Origin of the sequence: Novipirellula herctigrandis (genome assembly GCA_007859835.1) — a bacterium.
GTDB lineage: Bacteria > Planctomycetota > Planctomycetia > Pirellulales > Pirellulaceae > Novipirellula_A > Novipirellula_A herctigrandis.
In genome coordinates, this window is sequence record SJPJ01000001.1 from 1,007,508 (window position 1) to 1,028,268 (window position 20,761).

Consider the following 20,761-nt stretch of genomic DNA (forward strand, 5'->3'; position numbering starts at 1 on the left):
AATTTGCATCGTCGGGCCAAAGCCAACGCTACTCAGTTTCTTTCAATAAATACGCGCGCCGTCCGTCAGCGAACTCACGTAAATTCATACTCCCGTGGCCACCTCGAAACGCTGGTTGCTTTTCCTTAGCGACCTCAGGCTCTGGCGAAACAGCAGCCATAAACGCCTCATACGTTCCCAATTTTCGAGTATCTGCCTGAACCGACTCTTTGATAAGGTTCGATTGTGATTCCACGAACGGACCAATGTGGCTCCAATCCAATGATTTGTCAGCGATCTCACGAATATTTCGCAGATACTGCTCTCGGTACTTCTCTACAGCAAGCACTTTACTTCGCAGCGGTTTGCTCGCATCATCCATTCCAACTAGCGGATCAAGTTCAAGCGGCGATGAAGCCATCATAGGGCGCCCCCGATTGGCTCCGGCATCAGGCACTGCCTCACGCGACTGCTGTTGACGTGAATTTCTAGCCTCTGGCCTTTGCCCGAAAGGACGACCTGACATTTGCATCCCAGAACCACCAAACTCTCGACCACCTGGGCCACCCATACCTGGGCCCCGACCACCGGGTCCACCGCGACCACCAGGGCCACCAGGGCCACCAGGGCCACCCGCACCACGGAACGCTTCGTTCATGTCATGCGGAATGAAGTGAAACTTGTCCTCTTGATCCAAAAAGATACTGTAGTCACTCGCGCGAATCCAGTAGCCGTCTGAGTTTATCAGCGCCGTGTCGAGCGCTAAAAACCACAATAATCCATCAACGTCAACGATCTGTTCCAGTGAATCTGGCAATTCCTCCACGGGCGTCTGATCTAGCACCTGACACAACTTGATCAGCTTTGCAGTTGCCTCTTTGCCACCTGACTTCGGTTCATAAGGATATTCATACGCGGCAGGATCTTCACCACGATAGTCCAATCCACCGCCACCGGCGGGCGATCCACTCACTTTCCAACGTGCACCTCTAGAACTCGGATAGTTCTCTTTCAGAAAATCCTTGTTGAACTGTTGGACGTTCGTATACACGCCCCAATTTTCTCCGTTTATGACAACGCGAACAAAGTTTGCTTTGGGCGCGGGGATGTATTGCCGTGAAACATGCGAATACAACACCGTACTCATCATCGAATCATCGCTCGCGCAATTAAGCAGGTTCAAAGTCTTGTATCCAAGAAGTCTTTGGGTATCGTCCGCCATATCGACAGAGACATTTAGCGACCGTTTGTATCCGGCGGGAACCATTCCGTAGGATGACTTTCCGCGAAAACGAATACCGCACGTTGGATAGCTCTTACCGTCGACGGTCACAGTCGCCGCAACATCGACATCCGTCCCATGAAACTGTTCGAGTTCCCGCTCCCAGTCCTCATTCTCGAAATCGATAAAAATGGTTCGAAGGACACTCGCATCGTAAAGTTCCCCCTGCAGCGGTTGAACCGACGACTTGGCAATCGGGTCGCCCTTGGTCGCCTCCGGTCGGCCGCGTCCCATGCCCGGAGGTCCTCCACCCGGACCACCACGGCGGCCAAACCCACCATGATTATCCTCTGCACCGCGTCTATCTTCTGCACCGCGTCTATCTTCTGCACCGCGTCTATCTTCTGCACCTTGGGCACGGTCAAAACCGGATGGGTCAATACCAGGAGGAGGAGGAGGTCCAAACCCGGAAGGAGGACCGAAGCCAGGGCCACCGAACCCGCCGGGACCACGCTGTTGAGCAGGATTGGCGGCCAGAAATTCGGCAGCTAATTTGCGTTCATCGATGTTGAGCCAACCGTTGCCGTCGGCGTCAAATTGCTTGAGCAACTGACGCTCTTGACCGCCGGGTCCCCCCGGCCCACCACCAATCCCCCCGCGACGCCCACCACGCGGTGGTTGTGCCAAGGAAATTTGGGCTACCAAAACACAGATCACCACCGCAGTGGATCGAGCAAAAGTGCACATAGTTTGCCTTTTCATAGGCGGGGCTGTTAGCCACCGTTGTAAGTAAGATCGAGAGCGACACGAAACGACCGCTACCTTGCTTGTTGCCTTCGCGTCACGAAACCGCCCCCAAAATTGTCAATGCCAATAATTTTTTTTCACCGCGTCAGGCCCCTCCTTGAAAGTCATCAACGCTCTCACGACATTTCTAGTTCAATTCTGTTAGAATCGCGGTCCCCCAATAAACCGGTTTTTGATTCGGTTTCTTCCCCCCACACACATCCCACCGAGGTCACCTCTAATGCTTCAATTGTTGTCTCGAACTAGCTTGTTCATTTCGCTCGCTTTAGCAAGCCAGATTGCGTTGGCTGATGTGACGCTGCCAAACATCTTTAGCAATTCGATGGTGCTTCAGCGTGACCAAACGAATCCCGTCTGGGGTAAAGCGGATCCTGGCGAGACGGTTACCGTCACGATCGGTTCCCAAAAGCATTCGACAGCAGCAGCCGCGGACGGACAATGGAAGATTTCGCTCGACCCAATGTCCGTCGGAGAACCCAAAGAACTTGTGATCAAGGGGAATAACGAAATTCGCTTGACTGATATTCTAGTTGGGGAGGTATGGGTTTGCTCGGGCCAATCGAATATGCAGTTCGCGGTTCGCGGATCAACCGATTATGCACTTGTCGCGGCGAGTGCAAACTATCCAGAAATCCGAATGGTCAACTTTCCTCAAGTGGGAAAACAAGATCCGGTATGGTCGCACGAGGACCGCAAATGGATGGTCTGCGGTCCTGACACTGTAGGCGGATTTTCTGCGGTAGGTTACTTCTTTGCACGTCAACTTTACCAAATTCTGGGTGTCCCCATTGGAATGGTCAACAACGCGTGGGGCGGATCGGCATGCGAAGCATGGATCCCTCGGGAAACTCTTGCCAGCGATGCACAGTTCGCCCCCCTCATGGAGCGTTGGGAAGCGATGGAAACGCAATTTGCCGAACTGTCGGCAAAGTCCGATCGAAACGATGCACAAAACAAACAACTGGCAAATCTCCGTAGACAGATGACGGGCAATCATCGACCAGCGAACATTTACAATGGCGTATTGAAATCACACCTTGGCTATGGAATCCGCGGAGCGATCTGGTATCAAGGTGAAAGCAATGCCGGACGAGCCTATCAGTACCGCGAATTATTCCCATTGATGATTTCTTCGTGGCGAAAGGAATGGGGACAAGGCGATTTCCCATTCTATTGGGTTCAACTTGCCGACTTTAGGGCCGAAAAGCCAGAACCGGCTGACAGCGGATGGGCTGAACTTCGCGAAGCTCAAACCATGACCATGTCGAAACTAGCTCACACCGGCCAAGCAGTGATCATCGACCTAGGTGAAGGCAAAGACATTCATCCACGCAACAAAGTGGATGTCGGAATGAGATTGGCGCGATGGGCACTTGCCAACGAATACGAGCTTCCGATTGCGTTCCACAGTCCCGAATACAAGTCGATGGCTATCGATGGTAATAAAGCGGTGCTGACATTTGACTTTGTCGGCAAAGGATGGCGTCCGTTCGATGTCCGAGAACCACTTGGCTTCACGATTGCCGGTGAGGACAAAGTGTTTGTCAATGCGAAAGCAACGCTATTGAAAGACGGCCGTATCGAAGTGTCCGCTGACTCCGTCAAGAAACCGGCATCGGTTCGCTACGGTTGGGCCGACAACCCGGTCTGTAATATGTACAACCAGGAAGACTTGCCCCTAACGCCGTTCCGCACCGACGATTGGCCTGGTGTAACGATTAATGCCAAGTAGGCGTCGCAGTCGGTCACTGTGCGATAGAACGAAAACGGCTAGTCGCAATTGGCTAGCTGCCGCTCGGCGGGCGAATCGTTGCAAAACGATGAGACAACGACCATTCGCCCGATATTGATGGGTAGATCCCCGTACCCGCATTTTCACTTCACCTTCACGACCAATGGAACATTCGATGCAGTTAACCAAACAAACCCTAACGATCGCATTCGCTGCAGGTATTTTCTCGCTCGCAACAGCGACCTGTCACGCACAACGACGCGGTGGCCCATCCGGCGACCGATCCGCTGGCGACGTGGAACTTGAAAAAGGCCCTCTAGCGGTAGACGACTTTGAAAAAAACGCACTGAAAGTCTTAGATGACATCGTCGCCAATCAGCAGTACCGCAACGTGCCACAGCACGATGGACGTCTACTACGAATCATGGCCCAATCGATTGGTGCGAAACATGTGGTCGAGCTGGGAACTTCGACAGGCATCTCGGGGATTTGGATAGGACTCGCTGTCAAAGAGACGGGCGGAAAGCTGACTACGTATGAAATTGATCCGGGGCGTGCCGCAACGGCCAAGGAAAACTTCCAACGCGCCGGGTTAGAAGACGTGATCACCGTGGTACTGGGCGACGCACACGAAGAAATCAAAAAAATCGATGGAACCGTTGACATGGTGTTTTTAGATGCTGACAAAGAAGGGTATGTCGACTACCTAACGAAACTGATGCCATTGCTTCGCCCCGGCGCACTTATCCTGGCACACAATATCAACCCACGAATGGCTCACCCGCCGTTCATGGAAGCGATCACTGCGGACCCCAATTTAGAAACCGTGGTTCGCGGTGGCATGTCGATTTCTTTGAAGAAGAAATAACCGAATTGCTATGCAAAACAGTCCAAAACACCGTTGCCTTTTCACTCGCTTCGCAAGGATTCGAGCAACGGCATTTGGACGACTTGGCGGATCGCCAAAAGCCCTGCGATCAATCCGAATGCGACAATCCCTGCGACAATCCATAGCGGCTCGATCCAGGGTGGACGGATTCCGCTAACCATGCCGTACGGCAACACGGCAAATACGGCACAAATCGCTCCACAGCCGATTCCGACTAGCAAGAGCACCGCCGTTTCTCGCATCACCATTGCGGCCAATCGGCCCCGAGTGAATCCGACCGCTCGCATGACGGCCAATTCACCACGACGCTCTAACACACTGCGCAATTGCGAGACCGCTAAACCGATCGTTCCGAGCAACAACCCCAACGCGCCGAGACTTTGGAAGGTTCGCAAGTAGGTGTTTTGGACGGCCATCATTCCCGCCAACACATCGTCCGTTTTCGAGACATCCATTCCGTAATCGCCGAGTCCGTTTTCGAGAACCGATCCGATACTCGAATCGCCCTCGCTTTTCGATTCGATTAGAAACACTCGATAACCACTGATGTTCGGAAACAAAGTCTCAAAGTTTGGCTCGCCAATCATCAACTTTCCTTGAAGAAGGGAATTGGACAAAAACCCGACCACTTTGAAATACACCATTTCCCCTTCATCAAACTCAAACGCTTTGACCTGCCCGATGCCTCCTTGCATTTGTAAACTCCACATCGCAGTCCCCTGGTCAATCACGACCGGAATCGGATCGAGCTCGCTTCCATCGGCGCGTGTCGACAACAACGACCATGGCGAATTGCGATTGTCAAGTTCCGCGTTACTGGCCCAATCAAACCCCGCTAAATGGTCAGCATGCTGGGCAAACAACCCACTGAATGAATCGGGAATTCCCAACACCGTCGGTGCGGTCGCTTGATACAAATTGTTACAACTAGCATCTTGCCCCTCTCGCAATCGGAGCGGACTGATGATCGCCGATTCAAGCTGTTTCGCGTCGTCGCCGAGCAAGTCTTGTTGAATGTTTGGATCGGCCAAATTGCGGTAAAGAGGCTGTGCGGACTGGGCGATCCAACTAAATCCCCCCGTCCCTTTTTCGGTTGGGCGAAGTTGAAATGCGGTGATGGCAATAATCAAAAAGGCGGCGACGGCCATCAAACCAATCGTCAACGTGCTGCGCAGCGGCCGACGTGATGCATTACGAAGCGAAAGCCGACCGAGCGTGTAACTGGAGGCATCAAATTCATCGACGATGCCTCGCGGACGACGTAGTTGAGTAAACACAACCATCATCGCTGCGATTAATAGCAACATTCCACCTCCCACGAACCCACCCGCTGCAGCTTGGCCGCCCGAAACCGCCCCCACAGCGGCAAGGACGATGGCGGTAACCACGATCACGGCGGTGGCGATGTTCCAACGGCGGTTTGAACGAGGTCGTAAATTCGTCCGTGTCATGGCGGTGTCGGAATCTCGTCCGCTTAACAAATCCTGGGCCTCAACGCGAACGATGCCTCGAACGGTACCCCACAAAGTCACCACCGCCACCAACCAACTGGCGATCCCGCCGACAAACAAACTTTTCCATGTCCAATGGAATGTCAAAAACGGCACTGTCACGGCGCCAACCCACCATGATCGTAGTGCCCACAAGACAAACATTGCGTAGGCCACCCCAGCGACAATCCCAATCACAACGCCAATCGCCGCCACGACCGCTCCTTCGCCGAGCACCAACCGCCCCACTCGACGCGGCGTCCATCCGATCGCCATCAAAGTGCCGAGTTCCCGAAGTCGCTGAGCTAACCCCAAACGGAATAACATCGCAATCAACATGACAGCCGACAAGATGACAAAGAAACTGAGCGACAAAAACAACGCATCAAACGGGGTCGTCCCTCTCGACGCTTCCAGCTGTTGCTGGCGAATCGGGCGCACCGTCCACCCTAGATCCGAAAGTGACGGAGCTAAAGCGTCATCAATCGTTGCACTTAATTCAGCATCCGATTGGCCGGGATCGGGTTGAATGCGGATGCTCGTCGTATCGCCAAACCGGCTACGGAATAACCGGTGTCCTTCGCCCAGCGGCATGAACGCCTTGGGAGTTAGCCGATAGTCATTCCAATACGTATCGTCCGCAGCCGATATTTTTCGTTCCAACTTGAAAGGCAAGTCCCAATCGTTGATCGAGTCTTGATCTGTGACACCTGGAACGATCGGAGTTAAATTGGGATCGTTGTATACCGTTGGAAGTTTGTCAAAAACCGCAGGGCGGTTTCGTCGGAACGGCCGAGAAGGTTCCGTGATAGGCACGACATCCGTTACCACAGCCTCAAAGTACTTTTCAATTTCGCGGCCCATTTCAACTTCGGGTTCATAGTACGCAATTCGCAAAGCGGTCCCCACAGTCGCATCACCAAGTTGCCGAGCGGTCCAATCATTCAAGACCACCGGGACGGCGCGGGGTTTCGCAGCAGATTCAGGAAACGCATAGTTCAGTGGCAACGATTCACTCGAATCAATCGCGCTGATCGTACTATAGGGAACACTGGCGATCACTTCACCCGATTCGTCAATCCGCTCGATGGCATTGGCCAAATAAGTCATCACCAACTGAGATCGAACCGGGCCAAGTCGCTCAACAATTTTGTCGACAGCCACTTCGGGGATCAACAATCGGTCACTGGTGACAGAGCAATAATCGAAAACGGATTCACCCGTTGAATCGTCAGGAAATACTTGCTTCACATGTGTCAATTGCAGACCAAGCGAGCGGAGGTCCAGGTCCAGTTCATCGATTTTGACCGGAGCGGGAAAAAGCACCACGTTCGCCTCCGACGGACGGTCCAATACAGCGGCGACCGTTTTTCGACTAAGGAAAATATTCATCGGCGCAGCTTGGCTGGGGACAATTGCGAACCGACCGAGACCTTGGTCCGGCAAAATGGCCACCACTTCCATCCGTGGAATGCCTTCGCTTTGAACATCGCGTCGACCAAGTGGGCTGTCGGCGGGGACTGCGCCGTCAACGGGCAACCGAACGGTGATGGAGTCTCCGATGGCGACACCAAGCTCTGACGCAGCCGATTGATTCAGCACGACCCCCGTATCATTTGGTAAGCGATCGGGTCGAAGACCAGTCACATCAAGTTGCCAGAATCGCTCATCACAACCGACGAGTTGAACCGAACCGGCTCGCCGTGTGGTTTTGCCATCCGGTGAGAATTCCGCAATTCCCGCTGGGAAAAACATTAAGGGCGCGGCATCGGGATGGTCGTTAGTAATCTGGTCAACGGCGAAGAATGATCCCGGTGCAAGGATCGAATCCGTTTTACCAAGCCGTTCGATTGTCAGCGACCGTAGTGAACCTCGCATCGAATCGCCAACCAACAATGCACCGACAATGACAGCCGTAGCGGTTGCAACGCCAAGGGCAACCGAAACGGAGAGACGCAGTCGATGCCGAACGGTCGAAACGATCATCGAACCGAGACTAAAAGAGCGGATGTTCATGATGTTGTTCTATAAGACCCTAAAGCGTAATGGTTGAAACTCAGCGTTTAGGTTGATTCAAAAAGTTGATATCCGATGCAAAACTTAGGTGCCCAAACCATGACGCTCCGCTTACGACGGACCTGCCGGTTGTGGGGCTTTTAGCAAGCATAACCGATGGGACGTACAATGCGTGTACAGTGTAGACCATGAGCTAGCACATCCGATGCAACACAGGAGTACGTTAAACGGATTTAGCGTCGTTGTTGCCCAAGTCGCCCACCAGCGGCAAAAAGGACTGGCCTCGCAGTGGCAAAGCACAAACATCATGACCGACGGCGACGACAACGCAATCAACTGCGTCTCACCCTCGCTGCGATGGTCCTCACGACCGGTGCGACTCTCGGTTGCTCGACGCTCGACCGATTCCGCAATAGCGGGGGACCGCCAGAGCCACCGACGCTCGAAGAAGTCCAAATGTCACAGGCAGAAGGACGCGTTGCCAGCGAGCCCTCAACCGCTCTGCTGCAGCTTGCAGGTTATCGCAATTCGGAAGCCTCTTCTACTGGACAATCCGATTTAGCACTCGTCGCATCGGACAATCTGCTCGAACTGCCCAACATGGCTGATTCGGACCGAGAGGAAAAAACTGCAGCGAAAGCGTTAAACCTCCGTCCGTCGCTTCCACCGTCGCAACCATCGCCCGATTTGGACCGACCGCCGGAAGAGTTGGGATTACCCAATACGTTCTCTTTACCCACCGAGCGAGATCTGGAACAAGCATTTGCTAAGGGGCAATCTGATGTTTCAACCGTGCCTGCGGAATCAACGCAGCCAACCGAGTCAGCGCACCCAGTGAATCCATCGGTACTGCCATCGCGGCCGATTTCTCAGACTGAAATGCTGCAATTGGCACTGCAAAATAGTCCTGTCCTTCGCCCCTTGGGGCTGCGGATCCTGGAAACCCCAGGTTCCGCCACGACCGTTTACGACCAAGCGATTGCAGCGTCCGACCCGTTCTTCGGTCCGCAAGCGGCGTTGTCAGAATTCGACAGCGTCCTATCGGCTGGGCTTACAACTCAGAACAATGATCGTGTTTACAACAACGCGACGTTGGGTGGTAACGTCCAAGAATTGACGCAAGATTACGCGAACATGAACGCGCGAATCCAGAAACGTTCGCAAAATGGTGCTGTTTGGGATTTAACCACCGAAAAACTCTACGACGCCAACAATCGTGATGGCAACATTTTCCCAAGCTACTGGGAAACACAAATGGTTGCTGGCGTACGTCAACCGTTGCTTCGGGGTGCGGGACGCGAGTTCAACCTCATCGCAGGCCCGAATGCTCAACCTGGTTTCAATTTTTCAAATGGAATTTTGATTGCACGATTGAATAATCGAATCAGTGACGTCGATTTCGAAGTCGCGGTTCGCAGCTTTATTCGTGATTTGTATGCCGTCTATTGGGATCTAAAACGACAACATCGCAATTACCAAAGCGTGGTAGCGGCACGTGATATGTCGTATCAAACGTGGCAGAGCGTGTTAGCCAAAAGTGAAGCAAAGATAAGCGGCGGTGAGGCGAACAAGGAAGCCCAAGCCAGAGCAAAATATTACCGGTATTGCCGCGAAACGGAGATGGCACTTGGTGGCGGCAACGGACAAACAGGCTTGTTAACGACCGAGCGCCGCCTGCGTGAAATGACCGGACTGGCAACAGACGAGCAAGTCCTACTCAAACCCATCGACGATGACGTCTCAGCCGAGTTCACGTTTGACCTCGACACGACCCTGTCTCGAGCGATGATGCACCGTGCGGAATTGAAACGCCAATCGATCAAAGTTCAGCAACAAGAGATGAAGTTGATTGCAGCCAAAAATTTCCTGTTGCCACAGCTGGACCTGATCGGCCGTTATCGGCTGAGAGGATTCGGTGACGATTTGACTGGCGATGGAACGCGATTCAGCAGCGCGTACAAGGATTTCTTTTCGCTCGATCACCAAGAAATCGAATTTGGCGTCGAGATGGGCGTCGTGGCCGGTCGTCGCCAAGCACACGCGGCTGTACGCAACGCAATGTTGCAGGTCAATAAAGAACGCAGCATTTTAGCGGAACAGCAGAGCGCACTGCGATTCGAAGTGACCAATGCGATAACCGAAGTCGAATCAGCCTACGATGCGATGGACTTTTCACGGTTGCAGGCCGAAGCAGCGGAGGACCGTTTGGAGAGTTCCGAAGTTCTGTTCGAAAGTGACAAGATTCAAATCGAATTCTTGCTCGACGCCCAAGAGGAATTGCTGCAAGCGGAACTGAGTTACGCAGCCGACTTGTCACGCTACGCAGTGTCATTGATCTCGCTCAGTAACGACTCGGGAACCTTATTGAAAGATGTCGGCGTGAATGTGCATCAGGAGTGCGATCGCACCCACGTCGTATTGAATGGCCAGTAAGAAATTTGGTCGGCAGCAAAGGTCATCCTGGCGACTTGACCCGAGCCAATATTGATCGCAGCCAGTATCGATTCAATCCTGTGTAGCGGCATTCTTGGGTCGCCTCTTGCTCTGCAACCATTCGCCCCGGAACGAACTTTCGAGAGCGAACTTCGTCATCGAGAAGTTCACATCCTTTGAAGGGAGTGTGATTTTATTCTGCCGTTGACCCCTCGGGATGGTTTTCGGACAATTGGCACACGCGTGAAACCGCACCCTTTGTCTAAAACCCAACGAAAACCGCCCATTCTATGTCCGCTTCGACCGCTGAAATCACTGAATATTGCCTCAAAACCGCCCAGGCGGCTCGAAAAGCTTCGTACCAACTAGCCTCGCTTGACGCCGAGGTCAAAAACCGATGGCTCGGCGAATCCGCTGCAGCGCTGATCAAATCTGAAAAAAAAATTGTTGCAGCAAACCAAATCGACCTCGACGCGGCTGCCGGATACGGCCTCTCCGACGCTGCAATTGACCGGCTTCGACTCGATTCGGGGCGGATTGCGTCGATTGCGACGGCACTCGAAGAAATCGCAATGCTACCGGATCCGATCGGCGAAGTGATCGATGGTTTCACTCGGCCCGGTGGCCTGCAAATTTTGAAACGGCGAGTGCCGCTTGGTGTCGTCTTCTTTATTTACGAAAGCCGACCGAATGTGACAGCCGACGCCGCAGGAATTTGCGTCAAAAGTGGCAATGCCGTGATTTTGCGTGGGGGAAAAGAGGCAATCCATAGCAGCCAAGCGATTGTCGATGTGCTGGCCAAAACGGCTTCCCATTGCGGGTTACCCGAGAATGCCGTGCAACTGGTTTCGACAACGGACCGAGCCGCGGTCGGCGAATTTTTGAAACTGGGCGAACTGATCGATGTTACGATCCCTCGCGGTGGCGAAGGGTTGATCCGACGAGTCGCCGCCGAAGCGACAATGCCTGTGATCAAGCATTTCGATGGCAATTGCCACGTCTATGTTGACAAAGACGCCGACATCGAAATGGCAGTGGAGATCATCGAAAATGCGAAATGTCAACGAATGGGCGTCTGTAACGCTTGCGAATCGCTGCTAATTCACGAGGCGATTGCATCCAAGGCACTGCCAGAAATCGCCAAGCGATTGACCGAGCGGGGTGTTGAGATGCGTGCGGATGAACGAGCCAAGAGCATCGTGCCATCGGCGACCGCAGCGACCGAGGAAGATTGGTCGACGGAGTATCTAGGCCCAACGATTAGCGTCGCAGTCGTGGATACCATCGAACAAGCGGCCGAGCATATCAACCGCTATGGATCGCACCACACCGACGCAATCGTGACAGGCAACCTAAAAGCGGCTGAAATTTTCACGACGCTCGTCGATAGTTCTGCAGTGATGGTCAATGCAAGCACTCGGTTTAACGATGGCGGCGTGTTTGGACTTGGCGCTGAAATCGGTATCTCAACGGATAAATTTCACGCTCGTGGCCCCTGTGGACTGCGTGAGTTGACAACCTACAAATATATCGTTCGTGGTGACGGCCACGTTCGAACTTAGAACTTCGAAGGACAACGGATATGTCAGACGAATCGCTGAGCCAAAATCAAGTCGAGAGCTTGCTTAAGGCGATGGAGTCGGTCGATGAACCCAGCTCCGCCCCAAGCACCGATAGCCGGACGGTCAATTCCCCCAAGAGCAAGGCTCCAGGACGCGGAAAATCAGGCTCGTCCAAAATGTCGGGGCTGTTGCCACAAGGGGTCCGCGTGACCGCCTATGACTTCAAACGTCCCGAACGCGTCGGCAAGGACCAAATGCGTGCAATGCACTCGCTGCATGAAACATTGGCACGCAACTTTGGTGCTGCGATGTCCGGATTACTTCGGACGATGATTGAAGTGAAACTGCTTAGCGTTGACCAATTAACCTATAGCGAGTTCGTCTTCAGCTTGGATAACCCCAGTTGTTTCAGCGTGTTGAAGCCCGAACCGCTCGAAGGCCATTGGATCCTCGACGTTGCACCAACCCTTTCGTATGCCGTAATCGACCGAATGCTCGGCGGTGACCCGAAGCCAGGGGAAACGATTCGGCGCCCACTAACCGAAATTGAAACACGATTGATCCGCCGATCAGTTGACTTGTTTTTGACTCAATTGACGCATTCATGGGAGAATATCGTCGAATTGGACCTGACAGTGGATCGAATGGAAAGCAATCCGCAATTGGTCCAAATTGTTCCGCCCAATGAAGTGGTAATCCTCATCGGTTTTGAAGTGTTACTGGGAAAAAATCGCGGCATGATGAACTTGTGCATCCCCTTCAACACCATTGAGGGTTTCAATTCGCAGTTAAGCCGCAACGGTTGGGTCGGATACGGCAAAGGTAAGCCAAGCGACCAAACTCGCCAAAAGATCTCGACCAACATCGATACGGCACCGGTGGATGTAGTTGTAACGCTTGCCCGGTCAAAGATTCGCACTGCCGACCTATTGGAATTAGCGGTCGGCGATGTGATAGCGACCGAAAAAGAGAGCAATTCGCCGCTCGAACTGGCAATCCAAGATGTACCAAAGTTCCAAGCCAAAGCGGGTGCCTACAAAGGCAAGAAAGCGATCCGAATCGAATCGATCATCGAATCGAAAAAACAAGCGGTCGACGAAGAGTAGGCGTTCGTAACTCAGAGGCGTCTAATGTTTGAATTTTGGCATCCAGTGAATGGCCCAATGCCTTGGCGACTTCCGCTAAGAAAGCCAACCTTAAATTTCTATTTGACGAAGCCCTCGCGAACCTACCCCACCTCTACGAACGCAGCGTTCGTGTGGTCAAGAAGGACTGAATCGGCGGCAACGCGAGACCGATCTTGTCAGCCTGAGCCTTCATTGCTCGCTCGAAAAATGGCATTGGGAAATCGGGACGTCGTCGAAGAGCGTATCGCTCCATTGCTACCACTAACTTGATGTCAAGTTTTCCCAGTTTGACTTGCTTCACAATGTAATGCAGGTATGCCCGCTGCTGGTCAGTGGTGGCATGCAATCGGTTGACGAGCTGATCTTCGAGCGTGGCGTATCGATTTGGGCCTGCGATCGCCGTGGTTCGCGTGGGAATTTGCGCCGTCGCCGTGAGCGAATCACATAAAATGGCCGCGGTCACGCCTAACAAAATGGTCGCATGAATGATGAGTTGGCGTTTCATTGGTGTTACTGCTCCTTCGCGAGTCGTCGATTGTTGGCGCACAATGGCACCGCGCTATCAATCGACTACCATGACGAAGCGAAGAATTGCAAGCCGAATTCATCGCAAAACGACCGAACCCGAATCCGCTAGCAACAGTCTAGGTAGCCTACGGCAAATTTAACCCTGGCTGATCGTCCGGTTTGCATTGGTGGTGGTGATTGTGTGTATCGAAGCGGTCACAACGGCCGAAACAGGACAGTGATAGAGAAGTCGCGAAAGGCCACTAGAAGTGAGTCATCACAGGTCGATCGCACCAAACAATATACACAACCTCACTTTGGCTACGCTTTGTGGCTGAGCACGCGAAGAAGGATTCGGCAATGAATCGTTGGTTAATGATTGGTTCGTTGGTAGGCTTGATGCTCACCAGCACAGGTTGTCTCCACCACAATCTACGAGGCGGGGGCGGATGTAGCAGTAACCAATGCGACAGCGGTAGCTGTGGCGGAAAAGGAATACTGGGCAAATTGTGTTCCAGTAACGACTGTGGCGACTGCCAAAGTTGCGGGCCCTGTGGCGACCAAAGCTGTGGTGGCTGTGGTAACGGTGGCGGCTGCGGGATCGCAGGTTGCCAAGGCGGCTGTGGTAACGGTGGCGGCTGCGGAATCGCCGGTTGCCAAGGCGGATGTGGCCGCAGCGGCTGTGTCGCTGGCGCACTTGGATGGCAGCAAGGTGGTCACGACTATAGCTCACACTTGAACCCAGGCCTGCTCGGCCACGGTGCAGGAGCGCGTTTGCAGTCGCAGCCGTTCAATGCGGGACCTCCAACTGGGCAAGTTGGCTATCCCTACTATACTCATCATGGGCCTCGCGACTTCTTAATGGCAAACCCGCCAACGATCGGCCGTTAAACCTCGCGATCTCCAACTTGATAGTATTCATAGCAATCAGCCGTATTCGCGATCGCGGGTTCGGCTGATTCTTCATTTAGCTTCCATTCTTGATTCATTTCAACCCGAGAGCATTATCGTGGCGTCTGACTTTCGCCTCAAAGAGCAGCTTCCGAATCTGACGGAACAGATTGTTGCGACGTACACCAAAGACGACGCAATGAACCATCTCGGGCATTGCGCGTTGCCGAGTTACACTGCCGTCGTCGACATACTACTGGACTTAAAAGACATTCTTTACCCAGGGTATCGTCGCAAAGTCGGTTTGCACGCAGGCAACATTCGCTACCACGTTGGCAGCCTCATCGATTCGCTGCACGATCAGCTGACGACACAAATTGCATGCGCGCTGCGGCATGAACATCGCGTTACTCAGAAGCACCAAGACTGCGAAAGCGACGTTGACTTTGAAGCCAAAGGCCAAGCGATGGCGATCGAACTACTCGTTCGCATCCCTGAACTCCGGCGTATTTTGGCGACTGACGCACAAGCCGCTTATGACGGCGACCCGGCTTGCCGAACAACCGACGAAGTCGTCTTTTGCTACCCGGGATTCGCAGCGATCACGGTTTATCGGATTGCACACGAGTTACTCAAATTGCAGGTCCCCTTCATTCCTCGAATGATGACCGAATGGGCGCACCAAAAAACCGGCATCGACATTCACCCCGGTGCAACGATTGGTGAACACTTCTTTATTGACCATGGAACAGGTGTCGTGATCGGTGAAACATGCGAAATCGGCGATCATGTGAAGCTGTACCAAGGGGTAACGCTTGGTGCCTTGAGCTTCAAAACCGATGAAGATGGCGAACTAATCCGTGGCACGAAGCGTCATCCAACGATCGAAAATAGCGTGGTCGTCTACGCCAATGCAACGATCCTCGGCGGACGAACCGTGGTGGGCAAGGAAAGTGTAATTGGATCCAGCGTGTGGATCACCAAAACTGTTCCCCCAGCGACCACGGTGACGCTCGAAAAACCGCAATTGCGAGTTCGATCCGGTAAAGACGATGAATCGATCGACGAAATGAACTTTCAAATCTAGCGATTAGCGACGCTTTGCCATCACGGCCAACCACGCGGGTAGAAAAATCGCTGCGGCGTCACTAAACCTGCCAATCGCAGGACTGGTTAGCGAGACGAACCCTAGGTTCATGACAACATAGGTGACTGCAATGACGGCCAACGACCGCATCGCGATCGTCGGGTCTAACGAATCGCATGCTGTCCCTGAAACGGTCGCATGATAGACTGCCCATCCCATTGCCAACACGATGGCCACCAGGAACACCGGATGCATCACGATGTCGGCGGAAATCGCCCAGGCTCCGCGACGGATGTTCTTCGCAATCCAAATGGCATAGCGAACAGGGTAAGCACGAACGATCGCTTTGTTCATCGTCGCTACCCGCTGGTGCGCTGCGACGCGATCGTTGTCACCAAACGACTTTGACGCTGGGACGACGACAAAGTAAGTCATCTTGTCCCACGACTGATCGATCCTCATCGTCTCTCCACGCTCGCCCCCATAAGACGGTTCGGCAAACCGCCCTCCGCCGTCAAGAAAACTTTGCTTCGCCTCCACGGTTGCGCGCCCCATTTCGCCCGCTTCGCCGGATAATTGGTTTAATTCTTCGTCGCTCAACAATTGCACTAACACCCCCGCAAGATTCTGGTGCCCGAACGGCAAAACGGCAAAATCGCTAACCACCCAAAGCCGGATCAACATCCACGCCACCAGCGGCACAACGGTCATAACCGATAGCGTAAGACTCTTGAGTGCCGATGTCCGAAAATCCCCAAGTCGGATCATACGAAGCAGCGTCCCAGCGACAAACAGCCACGGAATCAAAAACAAATAGGCCGGTCGTAGCATGATTGCCACCGTCGCCAGCGTTACAGTGACAAACGTCCATCGAACCGAGGGCGTGCTGCCACAGCATCGAAGTAACGAACACGCAACCATGACTCCCGCCGACGCCGCCAAGGCATCCGTCGAAATGCAGTTGATATTGTCCATCGCCGTACAGCCGATCCCCACGGCAACCCCCGCGATCACAGCCGAGGTCGTGTTCATTCCTAAGCGTCGCAGTTCGATGGCGAACCAACCGCATGCAATGGCATGAACGATCACTTGACCAGTGGGAACCCACTCCACGCCGATGGTGGTTTGCCAAAACGCCAACCAAAGTGGATAGCCCGGTGTGCGAATCGATCGCGACATCGCATCAAGCGACGCAAACGAATAGTCCAGGTAGCTGGCCGAGTCAGCAACCAGATGCATTTCCAATCGCCCCGTGAATGCCGCAACCACGACACCGGCGACGACAAAACCAACCAGCATTAGCCATGGCGATCGTGTTGAATGCTCAGACAAGATATGGAATCCCTCGGCTATGCTAGAACTGAAAATAGACGAACGGCAGGAAACCTTGCGGCGCATAGACGAGTAGCGCCCAAATCATCACGGTGGTCACAACCGGCGAATACCACTGGTCGGCTCGCAATCGCATCGCAAAACGCAGCTTGGTTCGCCATGCCAAATGCTCCAAAACCATACAAGCGATCGCGCCGAGAACCAGCGGCGGATACCAAGCAATCCCGGATGACGGAATCAACATATGCGAAAAACAAGCTTTGGCAACTTGCATATCAGGCGACCGGAAAAATACCCAAGCGAACAATACAATCACTATCGTAATTGCCCAATGAGCCAGCATGGGCAATCGAAAACGTGAAAAATCCCGCAGCGCTCGTTCCAAACAAAGGACAACACCATGCACGACGCCCCACAATACGAACGTCCATGCCGCACCGTGCCAAAGCCCGCCAAGCGTCATCGTTAACATCAAATTGCGATACGTGGATGCTGCCGATCCGCCACTGCCGCCAAGCGGTATGTACAAATAGTCGCGCAGCCACCGCGAAAGAGTCATATGCCAGCGTCGCCAAAACTCAGCGATGGAGGTTGCCAAATACGGATGCCGGAAATTAGGGGGAAACTGGTACCCCAGCATCTTTGCGGCACCGATCGCAATGTCGGTATAACCGGAAAAGTCATAGTAGATCTGGCCCGCATAAGCGATCACGGCTATCCACACGGTCAGGCTGTTGTAGAGTTCCGGCCCCGCAAAAACAACGTCGACCATTTCCGCCAATCGATCGGCGATCAGAATTTTCTTAACAGCACCTCGGAGCATTTGTTGAAAACCGCCGTAACAACGCCGCGACGACCAATCGGGAACCACCGCCAATTGCGGCAATAATTCCCGAGCCCGCACGATCGGCCCAGCGACCAACTGTGGAAAGAACGCAACGTACACCGCAAACTCGAGTAACGATTTGGTCGGTTTCAATTGACGACGATAGACATCAATCGTGTAGCTGAGCGTTTGGAAAGTGTAGAACGAAATACCAACCGGCAAAATGAGTTTCAACGTGTGGGAATGTAAACCTGCAGACGCGAAAAGCATTGCCGCCGATTCAATGAAAAAGTCAAAATATTTGAACGTCCCCAGTACGCCAAGGTTGACGGCTAAGCTAAACCACAACCAACGACGACGTACAATCGGGTCATCGGAGCGATCAATTTCAATGGCGACAAAGTAATCAACAAATGTGGACAAAACCAACAGTCCACAAAAACGAACGTCCCAGTATGCATAAAAATAGTAGCTGGCAATTAACAGAATCGCGTTTCGAGTCGCTCGACCGCGCGTCACCCAAACGGCCACGAAGATCGCGACAAAAAAGATCAGAAATTCGATTTGGGTAAACAGCATGACGTCGAACGAAAACCTATCGAGCGGGTGGGTTAGCGAGTTCGTTCACAATTTTTTTCGCGACGACACGGTAACCGGTCGCGTTCAAATGACCTTCCCCGATCCGGCCATTGTGAAACCCATGCGGCCAACGGTTCGCGTCGGCTGAAGCGATCAAGTCCGGACGGACGTCGATCACGTTGATCGCAAATTCCATTGCCGACTGACGGAGTTTTCGAAACGATTGATCGTTCAAATCGGCTCGTTCAATCCGTGACTTTGGAACGTGAGCGCCCGAAGTTACGATCGCAGGCAAAACGGGTGCGTAAACAATGTAGACGTCTTTGCCAGTTGCCAACCGAATCCGTTCGGCAACCTGATGCCATAAATCGCCATCGACTTCCTTCACCAATGCCGGTACAAGCCTGGGCTCGGAACGCCGCACGGGTCCTAATGAAAAACGGAATCGCTTTTGCGTGCCATCGGGATGTTGCAATGCGTTTCTTGCCGCTTGAATCACAAAAGAGGGTACGGTCGATGCGAGTTGGTTCTGAGTGACAAGCGTTGATTTATTGATCGCGACTGGGACGAAGTCGGTTAGGTCCGACAATTCGGCAATGAACAGAACATGCGCATCAACGCCGAGCGGTTCTTCGACGCGCGGGATTTGGGCTAGCCAATCCCCTAGATCATCTCCGCTGCGAGCCAATGGCAACGCCACGACATTGAGTTGCTCGGTGCGAGCGAGTGGTTCGATTTGAGAATGCAGCTTGAAGCGATCTTCGACCGACACTCCTTCGGCCTGTGAATCCCCCCAAATCGCAAGTCGAATTTCAGACGGTTTCTTTTGAGCGGGCAACTGTTCAAGCCCCGGCATACCGTGCGGGCCGATCCTCGTGGTCGCATAGCCTTCGCTTCGCCATCGGTATTGGTGCCCGTTCGCAGGGACGACGACTTGGCGAAGAGAATCAATACGGCTCGGTACGTAGCTACGTACAAATAGCGGCGAACTCACAGCCACAAGGGCGGTACCGACGACTGCACCGATGAACCATTTTGCAACAAGAAGCTTGGTCATAGAGAGACCGACACAAAAGGATTATCGTCGCGAAAAATGCAGCTACCTTGCGATTACTCTGCGATGAGCGCGCCCCCAACCGGCTACCGTCAATCGACGGCAGCGACGCTTTGGGACGCAAGCCAGCGTTCTATTCTTCGCTAACACGCACCGTCGTCATCTTGTCCCCTTTGACGATCGAGTCGACAACATCTTGTCCTTCGATCACTTTCCCGAAGACCGAGTGACGGCCGTCGAGGTGAGGCGTGGCGAGATGGGTGATAAAAAATTGCGAGCCATTTGTGTTCGGACCTGCGTTGGCCATCGACAAAACGCCGGGGCCATCATGCTTCAGGTCAGGATGAAATTCGTCTTCGAATTGGTATCCTGGTCCGCCCGTTCCGGTTCCTTGCGGGCAACCGCCTTGGATCATGAAATCGGGGATCACGCGGTGAAACGCCAATCCGTCGTAATACTTCTTTTCACAAAGCGATTCGAAATTCTCGACCGTTTTGGGAGTCTTATCATCGAACAATTCGACGCGAATGGTGCCTTTAGTGGTATCGAAAATTGCTACTTTCATGAGATTAATTCAGTAAAGAGGAAATCGGGAGGAAGTCGCAGAGACTTCCCGAAAGATAAATTTGTGCTGCGTTTTCTGGAAGGCTCTGCGACTTCCCCGCTTCGCTAAAACTAGTTGTTCAACGGCTGCAGTTGTTCAATGTCGATGGTTTGGAATTCGTCGGCTGGCTCGGGCGCCGTCGCGTCAACACTCGATGGCAGATCGCCCGCGTCATCTCCGGAGACCAATTGATGTCGGGACCCATCCGGCAGAATCAACTCGGCCGAACGGAAACTGAACGGTTGACCGGGGGCGTTATTATCAGGACGGATCACTAAAACCGCCGATCCTTTGTCACCCACAACGTCAAACGCAATCGGGTCGGGTTTCTGACCGTCCGCTGCACTGGCGGTTTCAGTAAAACTCATTTTCGCCGATTCAATCTCGCCAATGTGCTCGACGATGATGGGATCGTCGCCAACTTGTTTCTTAATTTGGTCACCCATCATGTTTTGGCCAAATTGGAACATGAAATAGCTGCCGCCACAGCACACTAGCGCTCCAACGACACCTAAGACGCCTAAAGTCCCAAGCACCCATACCCACACATTTCGCTTCTTGGGTTGTGGCTCAGTCGTATTGTTACGGGACGATTGGAAGGGATTGTCAGAATTCATCGACATC

Annotated in this window: 15 protein-coding genes; 7 read left to right on the forward strand and 8 right to left on the reverse strand. The window is 53.2% G+C overall.

All coding sequences use genetic code 11. The features are described from left to right. Positions 1 to 28 precede the first annotated feature (28 nt). A complete protein-coding gene (locus tag CA13_RS03405; protein ID WP_146394600.1) occupies positions 29 to 1,948 on the reverse strand; it encodes a CotH kinase family protein in 1,920 nt (639 codons plus the stop codon). A 280-nt stretch (positions 1,949 to 2,228) separates the two neighbouring features. Between CA13_RS03405 and CA13_RS03410 the strand changes: the two genes are divergently transcribed. Both CA13_RS03410 and CA13_RS03415 read left to right on the forward strand, forming a co-directional pair. Next, positions 2,229 to 3,740, forward strand: a complete 1,512-nt coding sequence (locus CA13_RS03410) for a sialate O-acetylesterase (RefSeq protein ID WP_146394601.1) — start codon at positions 2,229 to 2,231, stop codon at positions 3,738 to 3,740. A 175-nt stretch (positions 3,741 to 3,915) separates the two neighbouring features. Then, positions 3,916 to 4,608: an O-methyltransferase gene (locus tag CA13_RS03415; RefSeq protein WP_419193885.1), complete on the forward strand. Its 693-nt coding sequence runs from the start codon at positions 3,916 to 3,918 to the stop codon at positions 4,606 to 4,608. 41 nt (positions 4,609 to 4,649) lie between these two features. On the opposite strand, the gene CA13_RS03420 is transcribed toward CA13_RS03415, so the two are convergent. Further along, positions 4,650 to 8,135, reverse strand: coding sequence for an ABC transporter permease (locus CA13_RS03420; protein WP_146394603.1), 3,486 nt, complete (start codon positions 8,133 to 8,135; stop codon positions 4,650 to 4,652). Positions 8,136 to 8,423: 288 nt separating this feature from the next. On the opposite strand from CA13_RS03420, the gene CA13_RS03425 reads away from it, so the two are divergent. From CA13_RS03425 to fliM, 3 genes are all read left to right on the forward strand, one after another. Next, positions 8,424 to 10,568 (forward strand): TolC family protein, encoded by a 2,145-nt coding sequence (locus CA13_RS03425; RefSeq protein WP_419193886.1) that lies wholly within the window; start codon positions 8,424 to 8,426, stop codon positions 10,566 to 10,568. Between the two features lie 290 nt (positions 10,569 to 10,858). Next, on the forward strand, positions 10,859 to 12,130 hold the full coding sequence (locus CA13_RS03430; RefSeq protein WP_146394604.1) for a glutamate-5-semialdehyde dehydrogenase: 1,272 nt from the start codon (positions 10,859 to 10,861) through the stop codon (positions 12,128 to 12,130). Positions 12,131 to 12,150: 20 nt separating this feature from the next. Beyond that, the gene (gene fliM, locus CA13_RS03435) at positions 12,151 to 13,236 is read left to right on the forward strand and encodes a flagellar motor switch protein FliM (RefSeq protein WP_146394605.1); all 1,086 of its coding nucleotides are present in this window, start codon (positions 12,151 to 12,153) and stop codon (positions 13,234 to 13,236) included. Positions 13,237 to 13,369: 133 nt separating this feature from the next. Here fliM and CA13_RS03440 read toward each other — a convergent pair whose 3' ends face one another. Further along, the gene (locus CA13_RS03440; RefSeq protein ID WP_146394606.1) at positions 13,370 to 13,762 is read right to left on the reverse strand and encodes a hypothetical protein; all 393 of its coding nucleotides are present in this window, start codon (positions 13,760 to 13,762) and stop codon (positions 13,370 to 13,372) included. A gap of 362 nt (positions 13,763 to 14,124) precedes the next feature. Between CA13_RS03440 and CA13_RS03445 the strand changes: the two genes are divergently transcribed. Beyond that, positions 14,125 to 14,655: a hypothetical protein gene (locus CA13_RS03445; protein ID WP_146394607.1), complete on the forward strand. Its 531-nt coding sequence runs from the start codon at positions 14,125 to 14,127 to the stop codon at positions 14,653 to 14,655. Positions 14,656 to 14,773: 118 nt separating this feature from the next. Next, the gene (gene epsC, locus CA13_RS03450; protein WP_146394608.1) at positions 14,774 to 15,742 is read left to right on the forward strand and encodes a serine O-acetyltransferase EpsC; all 969 of its coding nucleotides are present in this window, start codon (positions 14,774 to 14,776) and stop codon (positions 15,740 to 15,742) included. A 3-nt stretch (positions 15,743 to 15,745) separates the two neighbouring features. On the opposite strand, the gene CA13_RS03455 is transcribed toward epsC, so the two are convergent. From CA13_RS03455 to CA13_RS03475, 5 genes are all read right to left on the reverse strand, one after another. After that, complete coding sequence (locus tag CA13_RS03455; protein WP_146394609.1) at positions 15,746 to 17,074, reverse strand: hypothetical protein; 1,329 nt, start codon at positions 17,072 to 17,074, stop codon at positions 15,746 to 15,748. 22 nt (positions 17,075 to 17,096) lie between these two features. After that, positions 17,097 to 18,479, reverse strand: a complete 1,383-nt coding sequence (locus tag CA13_RS03460) for an MBOAT family O-acyltransferase (protein ID WP_146394610.1) — start codon at positions 18,477 to 18,479, stop codon at positions 17,097 to 17,099. 16 nt (positions 18,480 to 18,495) lie between these two features. Then, complete coding sequence (locus CA13_RS03465; protein ID WP_146394611.1) at positions 18,496 to 19,536, reverse strand: SGNH/GDSL hydrolase family protein; 1,041 nt, start codon at positions 19,534 to 19,536, stop codon at positions 18,496 to 18,498. A gap of 130 nt (positions 19,537 to 19,666) precedes the next feature. Continuing rightward, positions 19,667 to 20,098 (reverse strand): peptidylprolyl isomerase, encoded by a 432-nt coding sequence (locus tag CA13_RS03470; protein WP_146394612.1) that lies wholly within the window; start codon positions 20,096 to 20,098, stop codon positions 19,667 to 19,669. Between the two features lie 110 nt (positions 20,099 to 20,208). Continuing rightward, positions 20,209 to 20,760, reverse strand: coding sequence for a hypothetical protein (locus CA13_RS03475; protein WP_146394613.1), 552 nt, complete (start codon positions 20,758 to 20,760; stop codon positions 20,209 to 20,211). Position 20,761: the final 1 nt, after the last annotated feature.

Coding starts and splice junctions, on each gene's coding strand:
- CA13_RS03405 (WP_146394600.1), bottom strand. CDS start 1,948: ATGTGCACTTTTGCTCGATCCACTGCGGTGGTGATCTGTGTTTTGGTA.
- CA13_RS03410 (WP_146394601.1), top strand. CDS start 2,229: ATGCTTCAATTGTTGTCTCGAACTAGCTTGTTCATTTCGCTCGCTTTA.
- CA13_RS03415 (WP_419193885.1), top strand. CDS start 3,916: ATGCAGTTAACCAAACAAACCCTAACGATCGCATTCGCTGCAGGTATT.
- CA13_RS03420 (WP_146394603.1), bottom strand. CDS start 8,135: ATGAACATCCGCTCTTTTAGTCTCGGTTCGATGATCGTTTCGACCGTT.
- CA13_RS03430 (WP_146394604.1), top strand. CDS start 10,859: ATGTCCGCTTCGACCGCTGAAATCACTGAATATTGCCTCAAAACCGCC.
- fliM (WP_146394605.1), top strand. CDS start 12,151: ATGTCAGACGAATCGCTGAGCCAAAATCAAGTCGAGAGCTTGCTTAAG.
- CA13_RS03440 (WP_146394606.1), bottom strand. CDS start 13,762: ATGAAACGCCAACTCATCATTCATGCGACCATTTTGTTAGGCGTGACC.
- CA13_RS03445 (WP_146394607.1), top strand. CDS start 14,125: ATGAATCGTTGGTTAATGATTGGTTCGTTGGTAGGCTTGATGCTCACC.
- CA13_RS03460 (WP_146394610.1), bottom strand. CDS start 18,479: ATGCTGTTTACCCAAATCGAATTTCTGATCTTTTTTGTCGCGATCTTC.
- CA13_RS03465 (WP_146394611.1), bottom strand. CDS start 19,536: ATGACCAAGCTTCTTGTTGCAAAATGGTTCATCGGTGCAGTCGTCGGT.
- CA13_RS03470 (WP_146394612.1), bottom strand. CDS start 20,098: ATGAAAGTAGCAATTTTCGATACCACTAAAGGCACCATTCGCGTCGAA.
- CA13_RS03475 (WP_146394613.1), bottom strand. CDS start 20,760: ATGTCGATGAATTCTGACAATCCCTTCCAATCGTCCCGTAACAATACG.